Raw genomic sequence first — 17,644 nt, 5'->3', positions numbered from 1 at the left:
GGGCGCCCCGCACTCCGGTGCGCCCGGGCCGGGCCGTTCCCGCGCCCGGCACCGCCCGGCCGCGCCTCGCCGTGCGCGCGCCCCGGCCGTGCGAACCTGGGCCATGCCCCTTCCCCTGTACGGCGTGGCCGTCGGCACCTTCCAGGACTTCTCCCGCGACCCCTCGCACGACTTCGGCCAGTGGTACCACGGCCATCTGACCCTGTCGACGCCCGCCGGCGCCTTCGAGGCCGCCCTCGACGTCGACGCGCCCGGCAGCGTCGGCGTCTCCTACCGGCTGGTCGACGGTCTGTACCGCTCCGACCTGGGAGCGCTCCGGCAGTTGGCCCCCGACTTCCACCCGCTCGACCCGTCGCCCGCCTCCGGTGCGCTCGACTACGCCCGGAGCCCACTGCTCCGCGACCCCGACTGGCTGCGCACCCTCCGGGGACTGGTGCTGCGGGTGGTCGCCCTGCTGCAGAAGCAGCCCGTGGGCGCGCCCGCGTTCGGCCCGACCGTGGTCGACCGGCTGGTGGCGCTGCTCCACCGACTGCCGAGGCGTCCCGTCGCCGTGCACCCCTGGGTGGCCAGCGACGGCGACAACGCGCTCGACGTGCTGGAGCCGCTGGTCCGCTCCGCCGACCGGATCTACGTCTTCGGCCAGCGCTTCACCACCGGCCGCGGCGTCCACGATGTGCACCTCAACCAGGGCGACCCGTTGGGCAGTCAGTGGTACGACACCGACGGCGTGTGGCAGGACGGCGCCGTGGTCTGCGAGTTCGCGGACGGGCGGGTGGTCGTCTGGCAGATCAGGTTCAACACCCAGAGCCTGGACACCGACGCCGCCGGGCACCCGGTCCGACGTCCGTCCGTCCTTGGGACCGGGCGGCACCAGTAGGACTCGGCAAGGGACTTGTGACGGCGGAACAGCTGTACGCGACGCCGAGGACCAACCAGGGTGACATCGAGATCCGGCTGTTCCCGGAGCACGCCCCCAAGACCGTCGAGAACTTCGTGGAACTCGCCACCGGCGAACGGGACTGGACCGACCCCGGGACCGGACAGCGGAGCACCGAGCCGCTGTCCGACGGCACGGTCCTCCACCGGGTCGTCGAGCGCTTCATGAGCCCTACCTGCTCGCGACGGCCAACGCCGGCCCGGGCACCAACGGCTCCCGGTCCTTCGTCACCGTCGGAGCGACCGCCCGGCTCACCGGCAAGCACACCGTCTTCTGCGAGGTGACCACCGACGCCGGCCGCAGGGTCGCCGACGCGATCGCCACCTCGGAGACCGACCCCCGCACGGACCGGCCGGTGCAGGACGTCGTGATCGAGAAGGTCGTCGTCGAGACCCGCTGACCGGCTCCCGCCCCTGCGGTCCCACCCGTACCGCGCGCCCGAAACCTGCGTGTGGGAGGATCCCGCCCGGATGATCGACATCGGGGGCGGTGGGGACACGTGCTGGTCTGGGTGGCGCGGGTGAGCGCGGTGGGAGCGTGGGCGGTCCTGGCCGTCGCGATCGGGTGGGGTTTCGGCCTCGGCGGCGGGACCCGCCAGCCGCTCACCACGCTCGACACCCTCGCCCGGATCGGCATAGCCCTGCTCTGGCTGCGGGTGGCTGCGCTGTGGGCGGCCAAGGCCGTCCGGATGTGGACCCGGCGCAAGCACCGCCGGGTCTCCCTGTCCAAGGACGCCCGCCCGCTGCGGTCCCGGGTGCCACTGACCTTCGACGCTGCGCCCTGGGTCTGGGTCCGCGTGGCCGCTGTCCTCCTGCTGCTGCCGTTCGCGGCCGCGCTCCCGGCCGCCCTGAGCGCGATGGACGGCGGCGAGGACGTGCGCGCGATCAAGAACGCGGGCGCGGTGCTGTCCACCGCGACGGTGGTCGGGGTGACGGACGCCGAGGCGGTCGAGGACTCCGACGGCGTGGTGACGCACTACGACTCCGATCTGGAGCTCGCCCTCCCCGACGGCAGCCGGATCACGGCCCGGGGCGCCGACACCGCCGAGGAGCCCCGGACCGACGACCGGGTGCAGGTCCTGTGGGCCCCGTCGGCGCCCGAGCTGGGCCCCCTGGTGCGCACCACGGACCTCTCGCCGCACGTCGACACCGGCACCACGATCGGCGGCATGCGCCTCTTCCTGCTGCTGTTCTTCGGCCTGTTCTTCGTCTGCTTCGTGCTGCCGCTGTCCGTCGCGGCGGAGGCGGACCAGTTGCACGACCTGGCCTGGCGCCCGCTCGCCCAGACCGCCGTCCCCGTCCTCGCCACCTTCCTCTTCCTGTGGATCCGCCCGCTGCTCACCGGCGTCGGCATCGGCGGGCCCGAGTCGATCCTGCCCGCCGTCTACGGCGGCTTCGCGATCCCGTTGCTCTTCCTCTACATCGGCCTGGCCCTTCGGGCGCTGCTCGACTGACCCGCCCGGGCTTTCACACTGGCGGCATCCACCAGGGGGAAGCAGCACCTTGGCTCGCATCTGCCGACCCAAACGCATGATTGCCCGGGTATTTGCCGAGCGATACGGGTATCTCTTCGCCCGAGCCGCGCCGAGCGGAACCGAAGGGAGCCCTGTGAGCAGACCTCTCGCACCCGCCGCACCGACCGTGCCCGCCGCACCGGCCGTCGTGCGGTTCCACGGCCGACTGGACCAGCCGCTCGAACTGACGGTCGCCCAGCTGCGGGCCCGGCGGACCCACCGGGTCGAGGTGAGCTACGACTGCCTGCGCGAGGGCGAGCAGAACCACTCCTTCGAAGGGCCGAAACTGTGGGACGTGGTCCGTGAGGCCCAACCGCAGGTCGACCTCCGCGGCCGCAAGCAGCGCCTGCGCCACCTGCTGACCGTCACCGGGGCGGACGGTCACTTCGCGGTCCTGTCCTGGGCCGAGATCGACCCGGACTTCGGCGGCCAGCAGATCCTTCTCGCCACCAGCGTCGACGGCGCCCCGCTGGACTCCACCGGCCCGCAGCTGGTGGTTCCCGCCGACCACTGCGGGGCGCGCTACATCAGCGCCGTCACCGAGATCTGGGTCGGCGCCGCCGGGCGGTGACCGGCCCCGGGCGCTTCTGCCAGGTGATCACCAAGGCCGGCCTGGCAGCTGCGACCGGGCTCGCACAGCGGCGGCGAATTCGCTCTAGGCTCGGGCATACCCGCAGGTGAAAGCCCTGCTCCCAGCAATAGTACGAGGTCTGCCGCCATGAGCCTGAGCATCCGCAACCAGATCCCCGGTACCGTCACCTCCGTCACCACGGGCGAGGCGATGGCCACCGTGAAGGCCCGGCTGGACGGCGGTCAGGAGGTCACCGCGGCCGTCACCGTCGACGCCGTCAAGGACCTCGGACTCGCCGAGGGCAGCGCGGTCCACGCGATGGTGAAGTCGACCGACGTCTCGCTGGCGACCGGGCCGGTCACCGGGCTGAGCATCCGCAACCGGATCCCCGGCACGGTCACCGGGATCACCGCCGGCGCCGCCATGGCCACCGTGAACGTCACCGTCGAGGGCGGAAGCGTCCTCACCGCGGCCGTCACCCGGGACGCCGTGAACGATCTGGGCCTGGCCACCGGCTCCGCCGTGGTCGCGCTGATCAAGGCCACCGAGCTGTCCCTCGCCACCGTCTGATCCGGACGACGGCGGGGCCCCGGGAGCATCAGGTGCTCCCGGGGCCCTTGCCGTTGCCGGTGCGCCGGCGGCGTGTCGATACGCCGACGGCGTGTCAGCGGTGCGTCAACGGCCCTGGAGGGACTTCGCGTTGTCGCCGAAGCTCCAGCCCTTCGAGCCGTCCCAGTTGATCGACCAGGTCATCAGCCCCTTCAGCGCGCCGCCGAAGGCTCCCCACGACTGGCTCACCAGGCCGGGCGCCATGTAGCCGCCGCCCGCACCGGGCTGGGCCGGCAGACCGGGCACCTGCTTGTCGTAGGGCACCTTGATCGTGGTGCCCTGGATGGTCAGGCCGTTGTTCAGGCACTCGGTCTGCTTGGTGAAGCCCTGGACGGTGCCGGCCTGGTAGGAGTCGCCGGAGCAGCCGTACATGCTGCCGTTGTAGTACTGCATGTTCAGCCACCACAGGCGGCCGTTGTCCACGTACTTCTTGATGATCGGCAGGTAGGCGCCCCAGATCGAGCCGTAGGTGACGCTGCCGCCGGTGACGTACGCGGTCTCGGGGGCCATCGTCAGACCGAAGCCCGCGGGCATCTGGGCGAGCACGCCGTCGATGATGCGGATCAGGTTGGACTGGGAGGCGGACAGCGTGCCGATGCTGCCGCTGCCGGAGAGGCCGGTCTCGATGTCGATGTCGATGCCGTCGAAGTTGTACTTCTTCAGGATCGGGACGACGGTCGCGACGAACTTGTCCGCGACGGTGCTGGAGCCGAGGTCGATGCCCGCGGCGGCGCCGCCGATCGACATCAGCAGCGTCGCGCCGGCCGCCTTGGCCTGGCACATCTCGGCGGGGGTGGACACCTTGACGCCGGCGTCCATGCCGTCCTGCCACAGGACGGTGCCGTCGGAGAGGATCACCGGGAAGGCGGCGTTGATGACGTTGTAGCCGTGCGCGGCGATCCGGCTGTCGGTGATCGGGACCCAGCCCATGCCCGGGTGCACGCCGTTGGAGGCGCCGTCCCAGTTCTCCCAGTAGCCCTGGAGGACCTTGCCCGCGGGGCGGGGCTTGGTGGGGCAGGTGTCACCGGTCGGCGGCGTGGTCGGCGGCGTCGTGGGAGGCGTCGTCGGCGGGGTGGTGGGCGGAGTGGTGGGCGGAGTGGTCGGCGGCGTCGTGGGAGGCGTCGTCGGCGGAGTGGTCGGCGGCGTCGTGGGAGGCGTGGTGGTGCCGCCGGGGCCGCTGAGCACCACGTCGTCCGCGAGGTACGCGGGCTGTCCGTACCAGCCGTGCAGGAAGACCGTCACCGAGGTGGTGCTCGGACCGGTGCTGAAACCGACGCTGAGCTGGCTGTAGGAGGCGCTGCTCGGCGTCCAGGTGGACTGGGCACCGCTCAGGCCCGTACCCGTGGCGCCCAGGTAGATGTAGCTGCCCTGGACGTAGGCGCTCAGCGTGTACTGCGAGTTGGGCTGCACGCTGACGGTCTGGGTGCACTGGGCGCTGTCCGAGCCGGCCGGCGTGGCCTTGAGCGCGGAGGAGCCGGAGTGCACCGGACTGCCGACGGCCGCGCCCGAGCCGCCGGAACACGTCCAGTCGGAGAGGCCGTTCTCGAAGCCGGGGTTGGCCAGCAGGTTGGGGACCGCCGCCCCGGCGGTGACATTGCCGGCCACGACGAGGCCGGCACCGATCACGGCGGCGGCGCTGATCAGCGCGAGGGAGCGGTTCACCGCGCCCGATCCGGTCCGGGCACCGCCGGTCCGGTACGTCCGGGCTGCGCGTTCCAGGGTGACCCGGGGCTGCGGATCCGGAGTGCGCGACCTTCGACGGAACATGCTGTGCTCCCTTCCCGCCGAGCGCCAGGGACGAAACCGACGCGTGGGGGCGTGACGCCCGGCTCTGGGTGAGGTGGGGGGACATGTGGGGCTGTGCCGGTCCGGATCGTAGGAGGGGCGGCCGGACACGTCAATAGGTCTGGACCAATTGCGAGGGTCTGGACCAATTAGGAAGGCGGTCGGGACGCCCCCGGAGCCGGGTGCTCCGCCGGGGCCGCCCCCGGAGCCGGACTCCCGGTGGGACGACCGGGAGTTGGCCGGACCGGCGGCCGCCACGAGCACGAGGACCGACGCCCCGTCAGGCCTGCCGGGCGCGCCGGGGCGGCAAACCGCCCCGGCGTCCGACCATCCGAACGAGTGAATCCGGCGACGGCCGCCCCGGCTCGCGGACGGCCGCCCGACACGCCGTCCGCCCCCGGCGCGGGGCGGCCCCGAGCACAGCGGCAGTGCTCGAAAAGTCCCTGTTCGACCCGGGCTCGCCCGGAGGGCGATCCGCTTGAACGCCGCACTCGAACAGCACCATCATCGGACCCCACCCCGACCGCACCGGACTCACCAACTCGTCTTTCTGGCAGACGAGTTGTGCTGCTCCGCCATGGCCGGACCAGGTACTCCCGCCCGTCCGCGCACCGCTCCGCGACTGGAGGCCCCGTGGCCTGTCACCCCACCCCGGCGATCCACCTCCCGCTCGTCCCCGCTCCCCCGACCGTCCCGCCGGCCCTGCCCCCGACTCCTCCGCCCGTCCAGCCCGTCCAGCCCGTCCCGCCGGCCGTCACCGCGCCGTCCGCCGCCCGCGCACCGCGGACGGGGGCGAACGCTTGAGCGCCACGACGGCCCCGGCCGGGACCTCCGACGAAGAACTGCAGTGGCTCGCCGACGGGCGCCGCGTCGAGGCGATCGAGGCGATCAGCGTCAGCGCGATGGCCCGCCGGCTGCCCGCGCTCGTCGTCCGCGCCTTCCGCCTCGGCTGGCGCATCGACCGCGCCTCCGTCGCCCTGCTCCTCACCTGCCAGGCGGTGTCCGCCGTCCTCGGCGCGGCCGGCCTGTTCGCGACCACCGGGACGATCTCCGCCCTGTTCGGCCCCGGCCAGGTCGGCACCAAACTCGCCCACGCCGCACCGTCGATCCTCGTGATCGCGGCCGCCGCCGGTGCCCGGTCCCTGCTGGGCATCACCGTCCAGTCCATCACCATCCACCTGTCGCCGCGCATCTCCCGGGAGGCGGAGGCCTCGGTGCTGCGCGCCACCGTCGCGGCCGAGCTGACCGCCTACGACCACGCCGGCTACAACGACGAGCTGGAGGCCGCCGACCGGGGCGCCGAGGTCTGCGTGGACATCGTCGGCGAGGCGCAGAACCTGCTCGCCGCGCTCGCCTCCCTGCTCGGCGCGGCCGGCGTGCTGACGGTGCTCCACCCCGCGCTGCTCCCCCTGCTGGTCCTGGCGGCGCTGCCGCAGGGGATCGCGTCGGTGCACGCCGCCCGGGTGCAGTTCCTGGCCAACCGGGCCGCGATCGCCGACCGCCGGATCATGGCCAACCTGCGCTGGTACATCCATCTCAAGGGCAACGCCGACCAGGTCCGCTCCGACACCATGGGCGAGTTCCTGCTCAGCAAGTACGACGAGGTCGGACGGCGGCTCGACGCCGGCTCGCGACAGGCGGCGCGGCGCAGCGCCCGGGTGTCGGTGGTCGGCGCCGCGGCCACCGGGCTCGGAACGGCCCTGGTCTGGGCGGCGATGCTGTGGCTGGTCAGCACCGGCCGGATGAGCCTGCCGCGCGGCGGCGCCGCGGTGTTCGCGCTGGCCGCCGTCGGCACCAGCCTGCGCGGCATCGTCGGCTACGGCGCCGATCTGTTCCGCACCGGCATGTACCTGGACGACTGGTCGAACTTCCTCGACACCGCCGGCGGCCACCGGCCCGAGCGCGGCACCGGAACACCCGGGGCACCGGAGCGGATCGCGGTGGAGGACCTCAGCTACGGCTACCCCGCCGCCGACCGCAAGGCACTGGACGGGGTGAGCCTGCACGTCGAGCGCGGGGAGATCCTCGCCCTGGTCGGCGAGAACGGCTCCGGCAAGACCACTCTCTCCAAGCTCCTGGCCGGTCTCTACCTGCCCGATGCCGGAGCGGTTCGGTGGGACGGGCGCGACACCCGCGAACTGGACCCGCACGCCCTGTGGCGCCAGGTCGCCGTGGTCCCGCAGGGCTACGCGCGCTGGCCGATGACCTGCCGCGAGAACATCACGCTGGGCCAGCCCACGGCCGAGGGCGACGCGGCGGTGCTGCGGGCCGCCGACGCCTCCGGGGCCTCCGACGTCGTCGCCAAGCTCCGCCGGGGCCTGTCCACCCTGCTGGCGGTGGAGTGGATGGGCGGCGAGGAGCTGTCCGGCGGGCAGTGGCAGCGGCTGGCCATCGCGCGGGCCTTCCACCGCGAGGCGGGGCTGCTCGTCCTGGACGAGCCGACCGCCGCGCTCGACCCGCGCGCCGAGCACCGGATCTTCCAGAACCTGCGGGCCGTCGCCAGGGAGCGCGCGGTCGTCCTGGTCACCCACCGCCTCACCAACGTGGCCGTCGCCGACCGGATCGTGGTGCTGGAGAACGGCCGGGTGCTGCAGGAGGGCACCTTCGCCGAGCTGGTCGCCGACGGTGCCGGGCGGTTCAGGGAGTTGTGGGACCTGCAGAACGAACGCACCGGCCTGCCGGCCCAGCGGACCCGGGCACCCGGGGATTCCCGGGAGGCCGGGCAGTCCGGGAAGGCCGGGCAGTCCAGGGAGTCCGGGGAGCCGCAGCAGGCCGGGGCGAGCGAGGAGCCCGGGGTAAGCGAGGAGCCCGGGCAGTCCGGATGACGGCGTGGCCGGGCCGGGACGGCGGAACCCGCCGCCCCGGCCCGGGCGCTCGCGCACACCGGGCGGGCCCGCCCGGTGTCGGGGCCGGCCCGCGGGGTTCAGCGGGACTTGGCGGCGCGGAGGAACTCGGCGATCAGGTCCGGGTCCTTGACCCCCCGCCGGACCTCGACCCCGCTGGAGACGTCCACGCCCCACGGGTTCGCGGCCGCGATGGCGGCACGGACGTTCGCCGGGCCGAGACCGCCCGCCAGCAGCCACTTCCCGGCCGGCGGGCGGGCGCCGAGCTCGGCCCAGTCCCACGGTTCCCCGGCGCCCGGCACCGGCGCGTCGAGCAGCAGCAGGTCCTCACCGAAGTCCCCGCAGTCCGCCCCGGCCGCGCTCGCCGCCGAGGTGGCCCGGACCAACGGCAGTCCCAGGTCGGACAGCTCCGCGAAAGCACCCGCCGGGTGGTTTCCGTGCAACTGCACCGCGCGGACGCCGGCGGCGCGCACCGCCGCGCGCACGTACTCCGCCGGCTCCTCCCGGAACACCGCCACCGTCAGCACCTCTTCGGGTACCGCCGCCACCAACTCCCGCACCAGCCCGGGCTCCACCCGGCGCGGGCTCTCGGTCAGCACGAAGCCCAGCGCGTCGGCACCGGCCGCGAGGGCCGCGGCCACATCCACAGCGGTGCTCAGACCGCAGATCTTCACGAACATGTTCCCGGGGACTCCCTACTGGACGGCACCGCCAGCGTAGTACCGGTGCCGGGACCGGCGCCCGCACCCCCGGCCCCGGGGGTCCGGCGGCCGTCGTCCGGCCGGTTGGTCCGGATGCCACGTGCGGGTGCGGCCCGGGGGCCCGACGGGAACGGTGGGGGGATGGACACCGTTGTCGTACTGGAATCTGACGCACCGACCGATGCCCGGGTCCCGGGGCCCGGCCTCACCCCGACCGGCTCCGAGGGCCCGGTGCGCCGCGCGCACGCCGCGCCCGCGGAGGCCTCCGGCGTCTGCGGTCCCCGCACCCTGTGCGGGCTGGACACCTCCGAGATGACCCTCGCCCCGCACCGGTCCGGCCTGGACCGGTCCGACTGGCACACCTGCGGTGTGTGCCGGACCAATGAGGAGGGCGCCGGGGCCGAGCGCCACCCGGCCAGCAGTTCCGCCGTCTGACACCCCACCCCACCGGAAGATCTTCTGCACCCGCCGGTGAGACGCCGTCACTTCGGCGGGTGAGAACCGAAAGATTTCCTGTCCTCGGTCACAACCTCTTCGATCACAGCCTCTTCGATCACACCCTCCTCAACCATGCCCTCCTCGACCATGCCCGACTGAACCGCGCCCGCCCCGACCGCACCTGACCCGACCACGGCCGCCCGGACCGCGCCCTCCTGGACCGCACGCTCCCTGCGGCCCAGCCGCCAGACCAGCTCCTCCCCGGTGCCGGCCGAGCGGCGGCGGTCCTCGGTGAAACCCAGCCTCGCCGCGACCGCGCCGCTCGCGCGATTGGCCGGGTCGTGGGAGATCTCGACCTGCTCCACCCCCGGGAACCGGAAGGCCTCGGCGACCAGGGCGCCCGCCGCCCGGGTCGCCACACCGCGCCCGGTGGCCGCCGGGTGGAGCCAGTAGCCGATCTCCATCACCCCGCCCGGGCCGCCCTCCCGCCGGAACAACTGGCAGGCGCCGACTATCGCTCCCCCCAGCACCACCGCGAAGGTGAAGTCCCGGCCCGCCTCCCAGGCCTCCTCGCGCCGCGCCAGGAACTCGGCGGTCCGGTCCGGGTCGTGCTCGTCGACCCATGTCATCCACGGTCTGAGGTGCGCCCGCGCCGCGTCGATGACCTCGAACAGCTCCGCACGGTCCCCCTCGGGGTCGAAACGGCGCAGGGTCAGGTCGTCCAGCTCGATCACTCGCGGCGGCATCTCCATGGGCGAAGGATCACCCCGATCGCCGCCGGGGGCAAGGGACCCGGTTCGGGGGCCGGGTGGGCCCACCGGGCACGGGACGCCGACCGGGTGGTTCCCGGGGCGACCCCGGAGCCCCGGGCGCGCTCCGGTCGTTCCCACCGTGATGCGACTCCTGCTGACCTCCGACACCCATCTCCCGACCCGCGCCCGGGCGCTGCCGGCGCCGCTGCTCGACGCCCTCGACGAGGCCGACGTCGTCTTCCACGCCGGGGACTGGGTCGACACCGCCACCCTCGACCTGTTCCGGTCCCGGTCCGAGCGGCTGGTCGCCGTGCACGGGAACAACGACGGGGCGGCGCTCCGGGAGCAACTGCCCGGGATCGCCCGGGTCCGGCTCCAGGGCCTCCGCTTCGCGGTGGTGCACGAGACCGGCCCCGCCCGGGACCGGGAGCGGCGGTGCGAGGAGAGGTTCCCCGACACCGATGTGCTCGTCTTCGGGCACAGCCACATCCCCTGGGACAGCCTCGCGCCGGGCGGCCTGCGGCTGCTCAACCCGGGCTCGCCGACCGACCGGCGCAGCCAGCCCTTCGCCACCTACCTCACGGCCCGGCTGGACGACGGGCGGCTCACCGAGGTGCGGCTGCACCGCCTGCCGCCCCGCCGCTGAGCCGCCGCCGAGCCGATGGCACCGACGGCGCGGACGGCGCACCGCCGTCCGCGGACGCTCACGCGGGCAGGTGCAGGGTGGTGCCCGGAGCGGTCCGGTAGGCGTCGCGGTAGTGCGCGGCGAAGCGTCCGGGGTGGGCGAAGCCCCAGCGCATCGCGATCTCGGTCACCGTGGTGCTCCGGGGATCCGCGGCGAGCAGCTCGCGGTGCGCGGCGTCCAGCCGGACCCGCCGCAGGAAGGCCAGCGGGGTGGTGTCCAGATGCCGGCGGAAGGCGTACTGGAGGGCCCTCGGGGTGACGTACGCGGCGGCGGCGATCTGCGCGAGGCCGATGTCCCGGTCGGCGTTGGCCTCGATGAAGGCGACCGCCCGGCGCACGGTGCCGGGAGTGGCGTCGGCGCCGTCGGCCGGGCGGCCGGTGTCGCGGGTGCTGTTGGGCAGGGCGGCGAGGGTGACGGCCGCCAGGTGCCTGGCCGCGGTGCCGACCAGCAGCTCGCTCTCGCACGCCGCCGGATCGTCGAGGACGTGGTCACGGACGTAGGCGATGGTGGCCGCGAGTCGGCGGTTCGCGGCCCCGTCGACCGGCCGGCCCGCGGTCAGCCGCGGCGGGCGCGCTCCGGGACCCGTGGGGGCGACGGCCTCCAGCAACGCGGTGTCGAACAGGGCGATGGTGTAGCGGGCGGCCCGGACCTCGCCCCGGTAGGGCCGGTCCGGTGGGGCGAGGAGGAAGGTCTCGCCGGGCCCGAACACCTCCTCGCGGCCGTCGGTGAGGTCGGCGAGGGTGCCGCCGTGCATGCTGATCAGGCAAACCCGGCCCAGGTCGGCCGCGTCGTAGGCCATGGTGTAACCGAAGTCGAGCCGGTCCATCGCCACCTGACCGGCAGCGCGGCGGCTGATCCGTACCCGGGCGTCCTGGACGGGCCCGCCGATCTTCATCGGCGTGTACGCGGACGACAGGAACTCCTCCGTCTCGCCCACGTTCGCGCTCTCGAACGACAACAACTCCACCCGCACCACCACCGGTCGTCCCGTGCTCTCCCCGAGCCTACCCGGGTGCCACCGTACGGGCACCGCACGCCCGATGGGCGGGGGAGCCGGTTCGTTCCCGGGCCGTGCCCGCTCGGGGAGCTTCGTTCCCGGGGCTGTGCGCGGAGCCGTCGGCACCGCACCGTTGGGAGGGCACGGCTCCCCTGCTCCGCGTCCGCCCGCTCCCCGCGGTCCACCCTCCCCTCCCCTCCCCTCCCCTCCCCTCCCCGGCGTTCCCGACGAGAGGTACGACATGCTCCCGCACACCACCTACCGCCCCCCGCCGGCCGAGGCGGGTATGTGCGCGCAGATCGCGCACCTCACCGCGGAGGCCGATCGCCAGCTGAGCGAGGGCCTGTGGGACCCGGCCGAGGAGGACGCGGCGCTGGCCCGCAAGACCGCCAGCGGACTCGCGGAGGCCGTCGGCGCGGCGGGAACGCAGGAGCGGCTGCCGGTCATCGACCGGCTGGAGCGGCTGCGCGAGGCCCTCGCCGTGCTCGCCATCGGCCTTGCCCGCATCCACGGCCCGCTCGCCTGGTACCTGGCCCAGGCCGCCACCGCGCTCTCCCCCGTCCTGCGCTGGCGCGCGCTGCCCGCCGACCGGCTGTCGTCCTTCGGCACCGTCGTCCCCTCCCCCGCCGAACTCGCCGACGCCGAGGAGGCCGTGCGCCGGCTGGAGACCGCGCTCGCCCGTGCGGCCGGCGGCGGGACCGGTGCCGACGGCACAGCGGACGCCAGCACCACGGCGGGCTTCATTGCCACGGACGACTCCAGCACCACGGCCGACTCCGGTGTCACCGCGGGCTCCAGCACCACCGCGGGCTCCGGTGCGACGGCGAGCAGCACGGCCGTCCGCGTCGGCGCGGGCGCGCTCCGGTCCGGAGACTGACAGCCCCGGGTGCCCGGCCTCCGGCCCGGCGGGCGCGCCGGGGCGGAGCCAGGACCGGGCGGGCGGGCCCGACGGACCTCCGCTTCAGGCACGGTGACGGTCAATCAGTCACCGGCCCGACCGTCGGGCGCGCCGCGGCTCAGCCCGTCGCGCCCGGCAGCGCGGGCAGACCCGCCAGATCCGGCTTGGGCAGGGCGGTGCCGCCGAGCACGGTCGCGGCGACCAGGTTGACGGTGTCCTTGACGACCTGCTCGGCCGGGGCCGCGGGCACCGCGGCCGGGGCGGGCGCCGGGAGGACGGTGGTGCCCACGGCCGGGGTCGTGGCGGGGGCGGCCGGGGCCGCCAGCTGGTCCACCGACTTCCTCAGGTTCGCGGCGGCCGTCGCCACCAGGTCGTTGGGGGCGGCCTGCGCCCGGACCGCCGGAACCCCGGCGGGCGGTTCGGCCGGGGCGCCGACCGGCGGAGTGACGGGCAGCCCGGGGGCCGCGACCGGGGCCGCCGGGGCGGCCGCGGGCAGCGCGGCCTGCAGCTTGTCGATCGCCGCGCCGACCGCGGTCCGCAGCCGGGTCGCGTCCGCCTCCGGCACCGTGCCGTCCGGCGACTTCGCGGCCAGCGCGACCAGTTCGGTGGCCGGCTGCGTCACCCCGGCGAGCGCGCCAAGGACCCCGGCCTGCTGGGCCGCGGCGTCGAGGCCGGGCGCGGCGGCGGGCCGGGCCATGCCCGGAGCGCCCGTCAGCAGGGTCAGCCCGAGGGCGGCGGGCACGGCGAGGGCGGCGAGACGGGCGACACGGGTCTGGGCACTGCGCATGGAAAGGCTCCGATCGGAGACGAGGTCCGGGTCACGGACCGTGGGGTCTGACATCTCCACCGAGCCCCGGACCGCCCGGCCGCGCAACTCCGTACGCCCCGAGAGGTCGGTGACACGCCATCACGCCGCGCCGCGACACCCGGTACGACCTGCGAAGACGTCCTTCACCCTTTCGGTCCCGCCCCGAATGACGGTCCCTCGGCCGGGGCCCCACCCGAACGGGCCGCCGGACGGTCAGGGTGCGAACAGCGCCCGCCCCACCCAGTCCCCCGGTTCCGCTCCGCCGGGCACCGCGAACACGGCCGACGACTCGTGCACCACGTACCGCGACAGCGCGTCGGTCCGGGCGAGGTGTCGTTGCACGGGCACGAAGGCGCTCCGGGGGTCGTTCTGCCAGGCGACGAAGAGCGTCCCGGCGTCGGGGGCACCGTCCGGGCGCAGACCGTCGAAGTACGACCAGCTGCGGCGCAGCATGGTCGCACCGCCGTTGGAGGCGGGCGCCGCGAGCCGGATGTGGGCGTTGGCCGCGATCACCGGCACGCCGTCGGGGCGGGCGGCGTCGAGGTCGGCCGGGGTGTGCTCGGTGCCGCCGGTGAGCGGAGCGCCGTCCGCGACCCGGCGGCCGACGGCCTGTTCCCGGTGCTCCGGCGGGAGCCCCTCCCAGTGGTCCAGCAGCATCCGGATGCGCCGGACGACCGCGTACGAGCCGCCCACGAGCCAGGCCGGCGTGCCCGGTCCGGAGAGGAGGATCCGGGACCGCTGCGCCGGGTCGGCCGGGTCCGGGTTCCCGGTCCCGTCGGGCTGGCCCATCAGGTTGCGCGGGGTCGCGGAGCCCGGTCCGCCGGTGAAGCCCGCCATCAGCCACCGGGTGCCGGCGGTGCCCCGGGCCAGTCGCCGGACGGTCCGCAGGGCCTGGACCACGACGAGCGGGTCGTCGGCGGCGATCTGGACGAAGAGGTCCCCGCCGCCGCGGGCCGGGTCCAGCTCGTCCCCGGGGAAGGCGGGCAGCGGTGCGAGCGCCGGGGGGCGGTCGGCGGTCAGGCCGAGCCGGTCGAACAGAGTGCTCCCGAAGCCGAAGGTGACCGTGAGCGAGGCGGGATCGCCGGCCGGTGCGGCGTCGCCCGGGTCGGGCCGCCCCCTGCTCAGGCGCTCGGCGGCGGCGCTCCAGGCGCGCAGCAGGTCGGCCGTCCGAGGGCGGTCGGCGCCCGGGAGCAGGTCGAGGGCGATCAGTCGGGCATTGGACTGACGTGGCGTCAGGATTCCTGCTTGGTACGGCCCGTGGAAGGGTACCGCACTCCCGTCGCCCGGCCGGACCGCCGGTGCCGGCGGGCCGGGGGCGCCGCCGCCCGGAGCCAGGGCCAGCACCCCGCCGCCCGCGAGCGCCGCGAGTCCTCCTGCCCCCAGCAGCGCCCGCCGCCCCACCGCCCGCGCGGCGGTGCCGTCCACCGGCCGGGCGCCGGGCTCAGCGGCCACCGTCGACCACCTGGTCCACGGTGCCCACCCAGAGCCGGTCGAGTTCGGAGACGTAGCGCCCGCCCTTGGTGTCCTGCGGGACCACCAGGCTCGGCCCGGCGTTGTCGTCGAGGGGTACGCCGTCCTGCGAGACGGCCACCAGCACCTGCGACTTGGCGAACCCCGGGTCGAGCTCGGCCCAGCCGAACACCGCGCGGTAGTCGCCGCCCCCGGTCGCCGCCACCACGCCGCGCAGGGCGCCGTTCTTCTTGCTCGTGTCGAAACGGGGCGCGGCCGCGCTGAGCACGGTGTGCAGCGGCACGCCGTCGAAGCTGTGCGTCTGCTGTCCCTTCGCGCTGGTGTAGGTGACGGTGACGGAGGCCAGCGGCATTCTGCGCAGGTCGGCCAGGGTGAGGGTGTAGGGCTTGTCCACCTCTCCCGAGACCCGCACCTCGCCCGGCTTCAGCGGCACGGCCGGGGCGGACGACGCGGCGCCGGTGCCGGTACTCGTGACGCTGCCGGTACTCGTGCCGGTGCCCGTGCTCGTGCCGGTGCCCGTGCTCGTGACCGTTCCGGCGGGCGCGCCGGTGACCGTCGGCGTGCCCGACGAGGCCGCGCAGCCGGTGGCGCACAGGGCGAGGACGAGAGCCGGGCCGAGCAGGACTCGGCGGGCGGGGCGGGCGGGACGTGTGGCGCGGGCGGAGCGGTGGATCACGGGGTTCGGGTTCCTTCCGGACGTGCGCGGCCGCCGGCGCCAGGAGGGACGAGTCCCGCAAGCCGCCGGTGTCCTCGACGGATCGACCCCCGTATTTCACCAACGCCGCCCGGCGGGAACGACTGGAGCGGCACACCGGCCGGAGCCGTCCGGACTGGACGATCGCCCAGGTCGCACGTGCGGGGCGGCCCCGTCCCGGAGGAACGGGGCCGCCCCCGGCCCGGACGGTGTCAGCTGCAGTGCGAGAACATGTCCGCGGTGCTGTAACTGCCGTTGGAGAAGTTCCATGTCGGCGTCTCGCCGGAGCACGAGTGCCCGTAGGCCGTGAAGTTCCAGTTGCCCTTGTAGAGGCGGGTGTTGGAAACCCCGGTCACCGCAATGAAACCGGCATCGAACCAGTACGTGCCGGCGTTCGCGACCGGCCGGTTGCTGTTCACCGAGTAGTTCGAGCTGGACTTCACGGTGACCTGGCCGTTGCTCCAGTTGTTGACGTAGTTGGTGTTCCACAGATTGACCTCGGTGTAGGCACCGCGGCAGTCCCAGCCGAGATAGAACTTACCGATCGTCTGCGAGCCCACCGAGATGTTCTGGATCGGGCCCAGCACCTGGCCGCCGGCGGGACAACTCGCCGCCGCGGCCTGGGCGGAACCGGCTCCGACCATGACGGACGAGAGCCCGGCCACGACCATCACGGCCGCCGCCGAGGCCGCGCGCGCACGGGTACCGATTCGCATGATTTCCCCCTGGAAAGTCGTCGGGGCGGCTCGTGCCCCCCGTTGGCGCGGCCCACTCTTCCACCGCCATTACGCATGGTCCAGACCTGGCTACGGAAAGTCTCGGCAAAGAGCGGCACGCGGACACTCCGGGCACAGCACCGCCAACCGGAGAATCCGCCCTTCGGCGGGACCGGGAGAAAACGGCCGGACCCGTCGGCGGAATTGCGCCGATTTCCGGCCTCCGAAATCCGGAATTCGACCCGGCCGTTTCCTCCGGCCCGCCGTCGGGCGTTATGACCGGAAGGTGGCCCGGTACTCCGCCGGGGAGGTGCCGAGGTGGCGGTGGAAGGTCGCGCGGAAGGCCGCGGGACTGCCCAGGCCGCTGAGGCGGGCGACCTGTTCGACCGGGGTCGGGGTCGTCTCCAGGAGTTCGCGGGCCAGGTCGAGGCGGGCGGCGGTCAGCCAGGCCATCGGGGAGCTGTCCGTCTCCTGCTGGAAGCGACGGATGAACGTCCGGCGGGACATGTGCGCGCGCCGGGCGAGTTCGTCGACGCTCTGCCGCAGCGCGAGGTTGCCGAGCATCCAGGCACGGATCCCCGCGAGTTCGTCCCCGCGCGCGTCCGGCCGGAGACGTTCGACGAACTGGGCCTGGCCGCCCGGGCGTTGGGGCGGCGCGACGAGTGCCCGGGCGCGGGCGTTGGCGGCGGCGGCCCCGTGGTCGCGCCGGACGATGTGCAGACAGAGGTCGACCCCGGCGGTGACTCCGGCGGAGGTGAGGACGTCGCCGTCGTCGACGAAGAGCAGGTTCGGCCGGACGTCGATCCGCGGGTAGCGGCGCTGCAGCGCGGCGGCGTCCCGCCAGTGGGTGGTCGCGGGGCGGCCGTCCAGCAGCCCGGCCGCCGCCAGGGTGAACGCCCCGGTGCAGATCGACACCAGCCGCGCCCCGCGCGCGCTCGCCGAGCGGAGCGCCGCCAGCGCCGTGCCGGGAAGCGGCGCCTCCGCGTCCTGGTAGCCCGGGACGACGACGGTGTCGGCGTCCCGCAGCGCCTCCAGTCCGGCCGAGGTGACGAGGCCGACCCCGTCGCCCAGGACCGGTCCGGCCGACGGATCGGTACAGACGGTGACGCGGTAGCGCGGGTCCGAACCGAAGACCTGCACCGGAATGCCGAGATCGAGCAGCATCACCCCGGGCAGGGTCAGCACCGCGATCCGGTGCGGCTCCGGCGGCGGTTCGATCATGGCACG

At 74.5% G+C, this 17,644-nt stretch carries 17 protein-coding genes and 1 pseudogene; 9 read left to right on the top strand and 9 right to left on the bottom strand.

The window, feature by feature from the left end; all coding sequences use genetic code 11:
* The first annotated feature begins 103 nt into the window (after positions 1-103).
* The 5 genes and pseudogenes from ACIPYS_RS21905 to ACIPYS_RS21885 all read left to right on the top strand — a co-directional run bounded on the left by ACIPYS_RS21905 (position 104) and on the right by ACIPYS_RS21885 (position 3,591).
* A complete protein-coding gene (locus ACIPYS_RS21905; RefSeq protein WP_400748404.1) occupies positions 104-877 on the top strand; it encodes a DUF2278 family protein in 774 nt (257 codons plus the stop codon).
* 17 nt (positions 878-894) lie between these two features.
* A pseudogene (locus tag ACIPYS_RS21900) lies at positions 895-1,337 on the top strand (peptidylprolyl isomerase).
* 99 nt (positions 1,338-1,436) lie between these two features.
* Positions 1,437-2,390, top strand: a complete 954-nt coding sequence (locus tag ACIPYS_RS21895; protein WP_400748401.1) for a hypothetical protein — start codon at positions 1,437-1,439, stop codon at positions 2,388-2,390.
* Positions 2,391-2,544: 154 nt separating this feature from the next.
* Positions 2,545-3,021: a molybdopterin-dependent oxidoreductase gene (locus ACIPYS_RS21890; protein ID WP_093858614.1), complete on the top strand. Its 477-nt coding sequence runs from the start codon at positions 2,545-2,547 to the stop codon at positions 3,019-3,021.
* A gap of 147 nt (positions 3,022-3,168) precedes the next feature.
* A complete protein-coding gene (locus ACIPYS_RS21885; RefSeq protein ID WP_093858615.1) occupies positions 3,169-3,591 on the top strand; it encodes a molybdopterin-binding protein in 423 nt (140 codons plus the stop codon).
* Between the two features lie 105 nt (positions 3,592-3,696).
* Here the strand turns inward: ACIPYS_RS21885 and ACIPYS_RS21880 are convergent, their stop codons facing one another.
* Positions 3,697-5,397, bottom strand: a complete 1,701-nt coding sequence (locus ACIPYS_RS21880) for a carbohydrate binding domain-containing protein (protein ID WP_093858617.1) — start codon at positions 5,395-5,397, stop codon at positions 3,697-3,699.
* An 818-nt stretch (positions 5,398-6,215) separates the two neighbouring features.
* Between ACIPYS_RS21880 and ACIPYS_RS21875 the strand changes: the two genes are divergently transcribed.
* Positions 6,216-8,240 carry an ABC transporter ATP-binding protein gene (locus tag ACIPYS_RS21875; protein ID WP_400748396.1) on the top strand — a complete coding sequence of 675 codons (2,025 nt, stop codon included), beginning with the start codon at positions 6,216-6,218 and terminating at the stop codon, positions 8,238-8,240.
* A gap of 98 nt (positions 8,241-8,338) precedes the next feature.
* On the opposite strand, the gene ACIPYS_RS21870 is transcribed toward ACIPYS_RS21875, so the two are convergent.
* Positions 8,339-8,938, bottom strand: coding sequence for a phosphoribosylanthranilate isomerase (locus ACIPYS_RS21870; RefSeq protein WP_400748393.1), 600 nt, complete (start codon positions 8,936-8,938; stop codon positions 8,339-8,341).
* Between the two features lie 162 nt (positions 8,939-9,100).
* Here ACIPYS_RS21870 and ACIPYS_RS21865 point away from each other — a divergent pair, with 162 nt between their 5' ends.
* Positions 9,101-9,394, top strand: a complete 294-nt coding sequence (locus ACIPYS_RS21865) for a hypothetical protein (RefSeq protein WP_093858620.1) — start codon at positions 9,101-9,103, stop codon at positions 9,392-9,394.
* 47 nt (positions 9,395-9,441) lie between these two features.
* Here ACIPYS_RS21865 and ACIPYS_RS21860 read toward each other — a convergent pair whose 3' ends face one another.
* Positions 9,442-10,149, bottom strand: coding sequence for a GNAT family N-acetyltransferase (locus ACIPYS_RS21860; RefSeq protein ID WP_400748389.1), 708 nt, complete (start codon positions 10,147-10,149; stop codon positions 9,442-9,444).
* Between the two features lie 142 nt (positions 10,150-10,291).
* Here ACIPYS_RS21860 and ACIPYS_RS21855 point away from each other — a divergent pair, with 142 nt between their 5' ends.
* On the top strand, positions 10,292-10,795 hold the full coding sequence (locus ACIPYS_RS21855; RefSeq protein WP_093858622.1) for a metallophosphoesterase: 504 nt from the start codon (positions 10,292-10,294) through the stop codon (positions 10,793-10,795).
* A gap of 58 nt (positions 10,796-10,853) precedes the next feature.
* Here ACIPYS_RS21855 and ACIPYS_RS21850 read toward each other — a convergent pair whose 3' ends face one another.
* Positions 10,854-11,801, bottom strand: a complete 948-nt coding sequence (locus tag ACIPYS_RS21850; protein ID WP_400748386.1) for a helix-turn-helix transcriptional regulator — start codon at positions 11,799-11,801, stop codon at positions 10,854-10,856.
* A 271-nt stretch (positions 11,802-12,072) separates the two neighbouring features.
* On the opposite strand from ACIPYS_RS21850, the gene ACIPYS_RS21845 reads away from it, so the two are divergent.
* Positions 12,073-12,708, top strand: a complete 636-nt coding sequence (locus ACIPYS_RS21845) for a hypothetical protein (protein ID WP_400748383.1) — start codon at positions 12,073-12,075, stop codon at positions 12,706-12,708.
* Between the two features lie 139 nt (positions 12,709-12,847).
* On the opposite strand, the gene ACIPYS_RS21840 is transcribed toward ACIPYS_RS21845, so the two are convergent.
* The 5 genes from ACIPYS_RS21840 to ACIPYS_RS21820 form a co-directional block, all read right to left on the bottom strand.
* Entirely contained in the window at positions 12,848-13,516 is a 669-nt protein-coding gene (locus ACIPYS_RS21840; protein WP_400748380.1) for a hypothetical protein, read from the bottom strand.
* Between the two features lie 234 nt (positions 13,517-13,750).
* Positions 13,751-14,989 carry a Dyp-type peroxidase gene (locus ACIPYS_RS21835; protein ID WP_400748377.1) on the bottom strand — a complete coding sequence of 413 codons (1,239 nt, stop codon included), beginning with the start codon at positions 14,987-14,989 and terminating at the stop codon, positions 13,751-13,753.
* On the bottom strand, positions 14,979-15,683 hold the full coding sequence (locus tag ACIPYS_RS21830; RefSeq protein ID WP_400748374.1) for a molybdopterin-dependent oxidoreductase: 705 nt from the start codon (positions 15,681-15,683) through the stop codon (positions 14,979-14,981). The genes ACIPYS_RS21835 and ACIPYS_RS21830 overlap by 11 nt, the downstream gene beginning before the upstream one ends.
* Positions 15,684-15,913: 230 nt before the next feature.
* Positions 15,914-16,417, bottom strand: a complete 504-nt coding sequence (locus ACIPYS_RS21825) for a hypothetical protein (RefSeq protein WP_093858626.1) — start codon at positions 16,415-16,417, stop codon at positions 15,914-15,916.
* A 273-nt stretch (positions 16,418-16,690) separates the two neighbouring features.
* Positions 16,691-17,638 carry a GlxA family transcriptional regulator gene (locus ACIPYS_RS21820; RefSeq protein ID WP_400748370.1) on the bottom strand — a complete coding sequence of 316 codons (948 nt, stop codon included), beginning with the start codon at positions 17,636-17,638 and terminating at the stop codon, positions 16,691-16,693.
* Between the last annotated feature and the right edge of the window lie 6 nt (positions 17,639-17,644).

The organism is Kitasatospora sp. NPDC089913 (assembly GCF_044748625.1).
Classification (GTDB): Bacteria; Actinomycetota; Actinomycetes; order Streptomycetales; family Streptomycetaceae; genus Kitasatospora.
Note: the sequence above shows the minus strand (reverse complement) of the source record. Positions and strands in the feature narration are given on the sequence as shown.

Bases quoted from the DNA above. Each gene is read 5' to 3' on its own strand.
- ACIPYS_RS21905 (WP_400748404.1), top strand. From the start codon at position 104: ATGCCCCTTCCCCTGTACGGCGTGGCCGTCGGCACCTTCCAGGACTTC.
- ACIPYS_RS21885 (WP_093858615.1), top strand. From the start codon at position 3,169: ATGAGCCTGAGCATCCGCAACCAGATCCCCGGTACCGTCACCTCCGTC.
- ACIPYS_RS21880 (WP_093858617.1), bottom strand. From the start codon at position 5,397: ATGTTCCGTCGAAGGTCGCGCACTCCGGATCCGCAGCCCCGGGTCACC.
- ACIPYS_RS21870 (WP_400748393.1), bottom strand. From the start codon at position 8,938: ATGTTCGTGAAGATCTGCGGTCTGAGCACCGCTGTGGATGTGGCCGCG.
- ACIPYS_RS21865 (WP_093858620.1), top strand. From the start codon at position 9,101: ATGGACACCGTTGTCGTACTGGAATCTGACGCACCGACCGATGCCCGG.
- ACIPYS_RS21860 (WP_400748389.1), bottom strand. From the start codon at position 10,149: ATGGAGATGCCGCCGCGAGTGATCGAGCTGGACGACCTGACCCTGCGC.
- ACIPYS_RS21855 (WP_093858622.1), top strand. From the start codon at position 10,292: ATGCGACTCCTGCTGACCTCCGACACCCATCTCCCGACCCGCGCCCGG.
- ACIPYS_RS21845 (WP_400748383.1), top strand. From the start codon at position 12,073: ATGCTCCCGCACACCACCTACCGCCCCCCGCCGGCCGAGGCGGGTATG.
- ACIPYS_RS21840 (WP_400748380.1), bottom strand. From the start codon at position 13,516: ATGCGCAGTGCCCAGACCCGTGTCGCCCGTCTCGCCGCCCTCGCCGTG.
- ACIPYS_RS21825 (WP_093858626.1), bottom strand. From the start codon at position 16,417: ATGCGAATCGGTACCCGTGCGCGCGCGGCCTCGGCGGCGGCCGTGATG.
- ACIPYS_RS21820 (WP_400748370.1), bottom strand. From the start codon at position 17,638: ATGATCGAACCGCCGCCGGAGCCGCACCGGATCGCGGTGCTGACCCTG.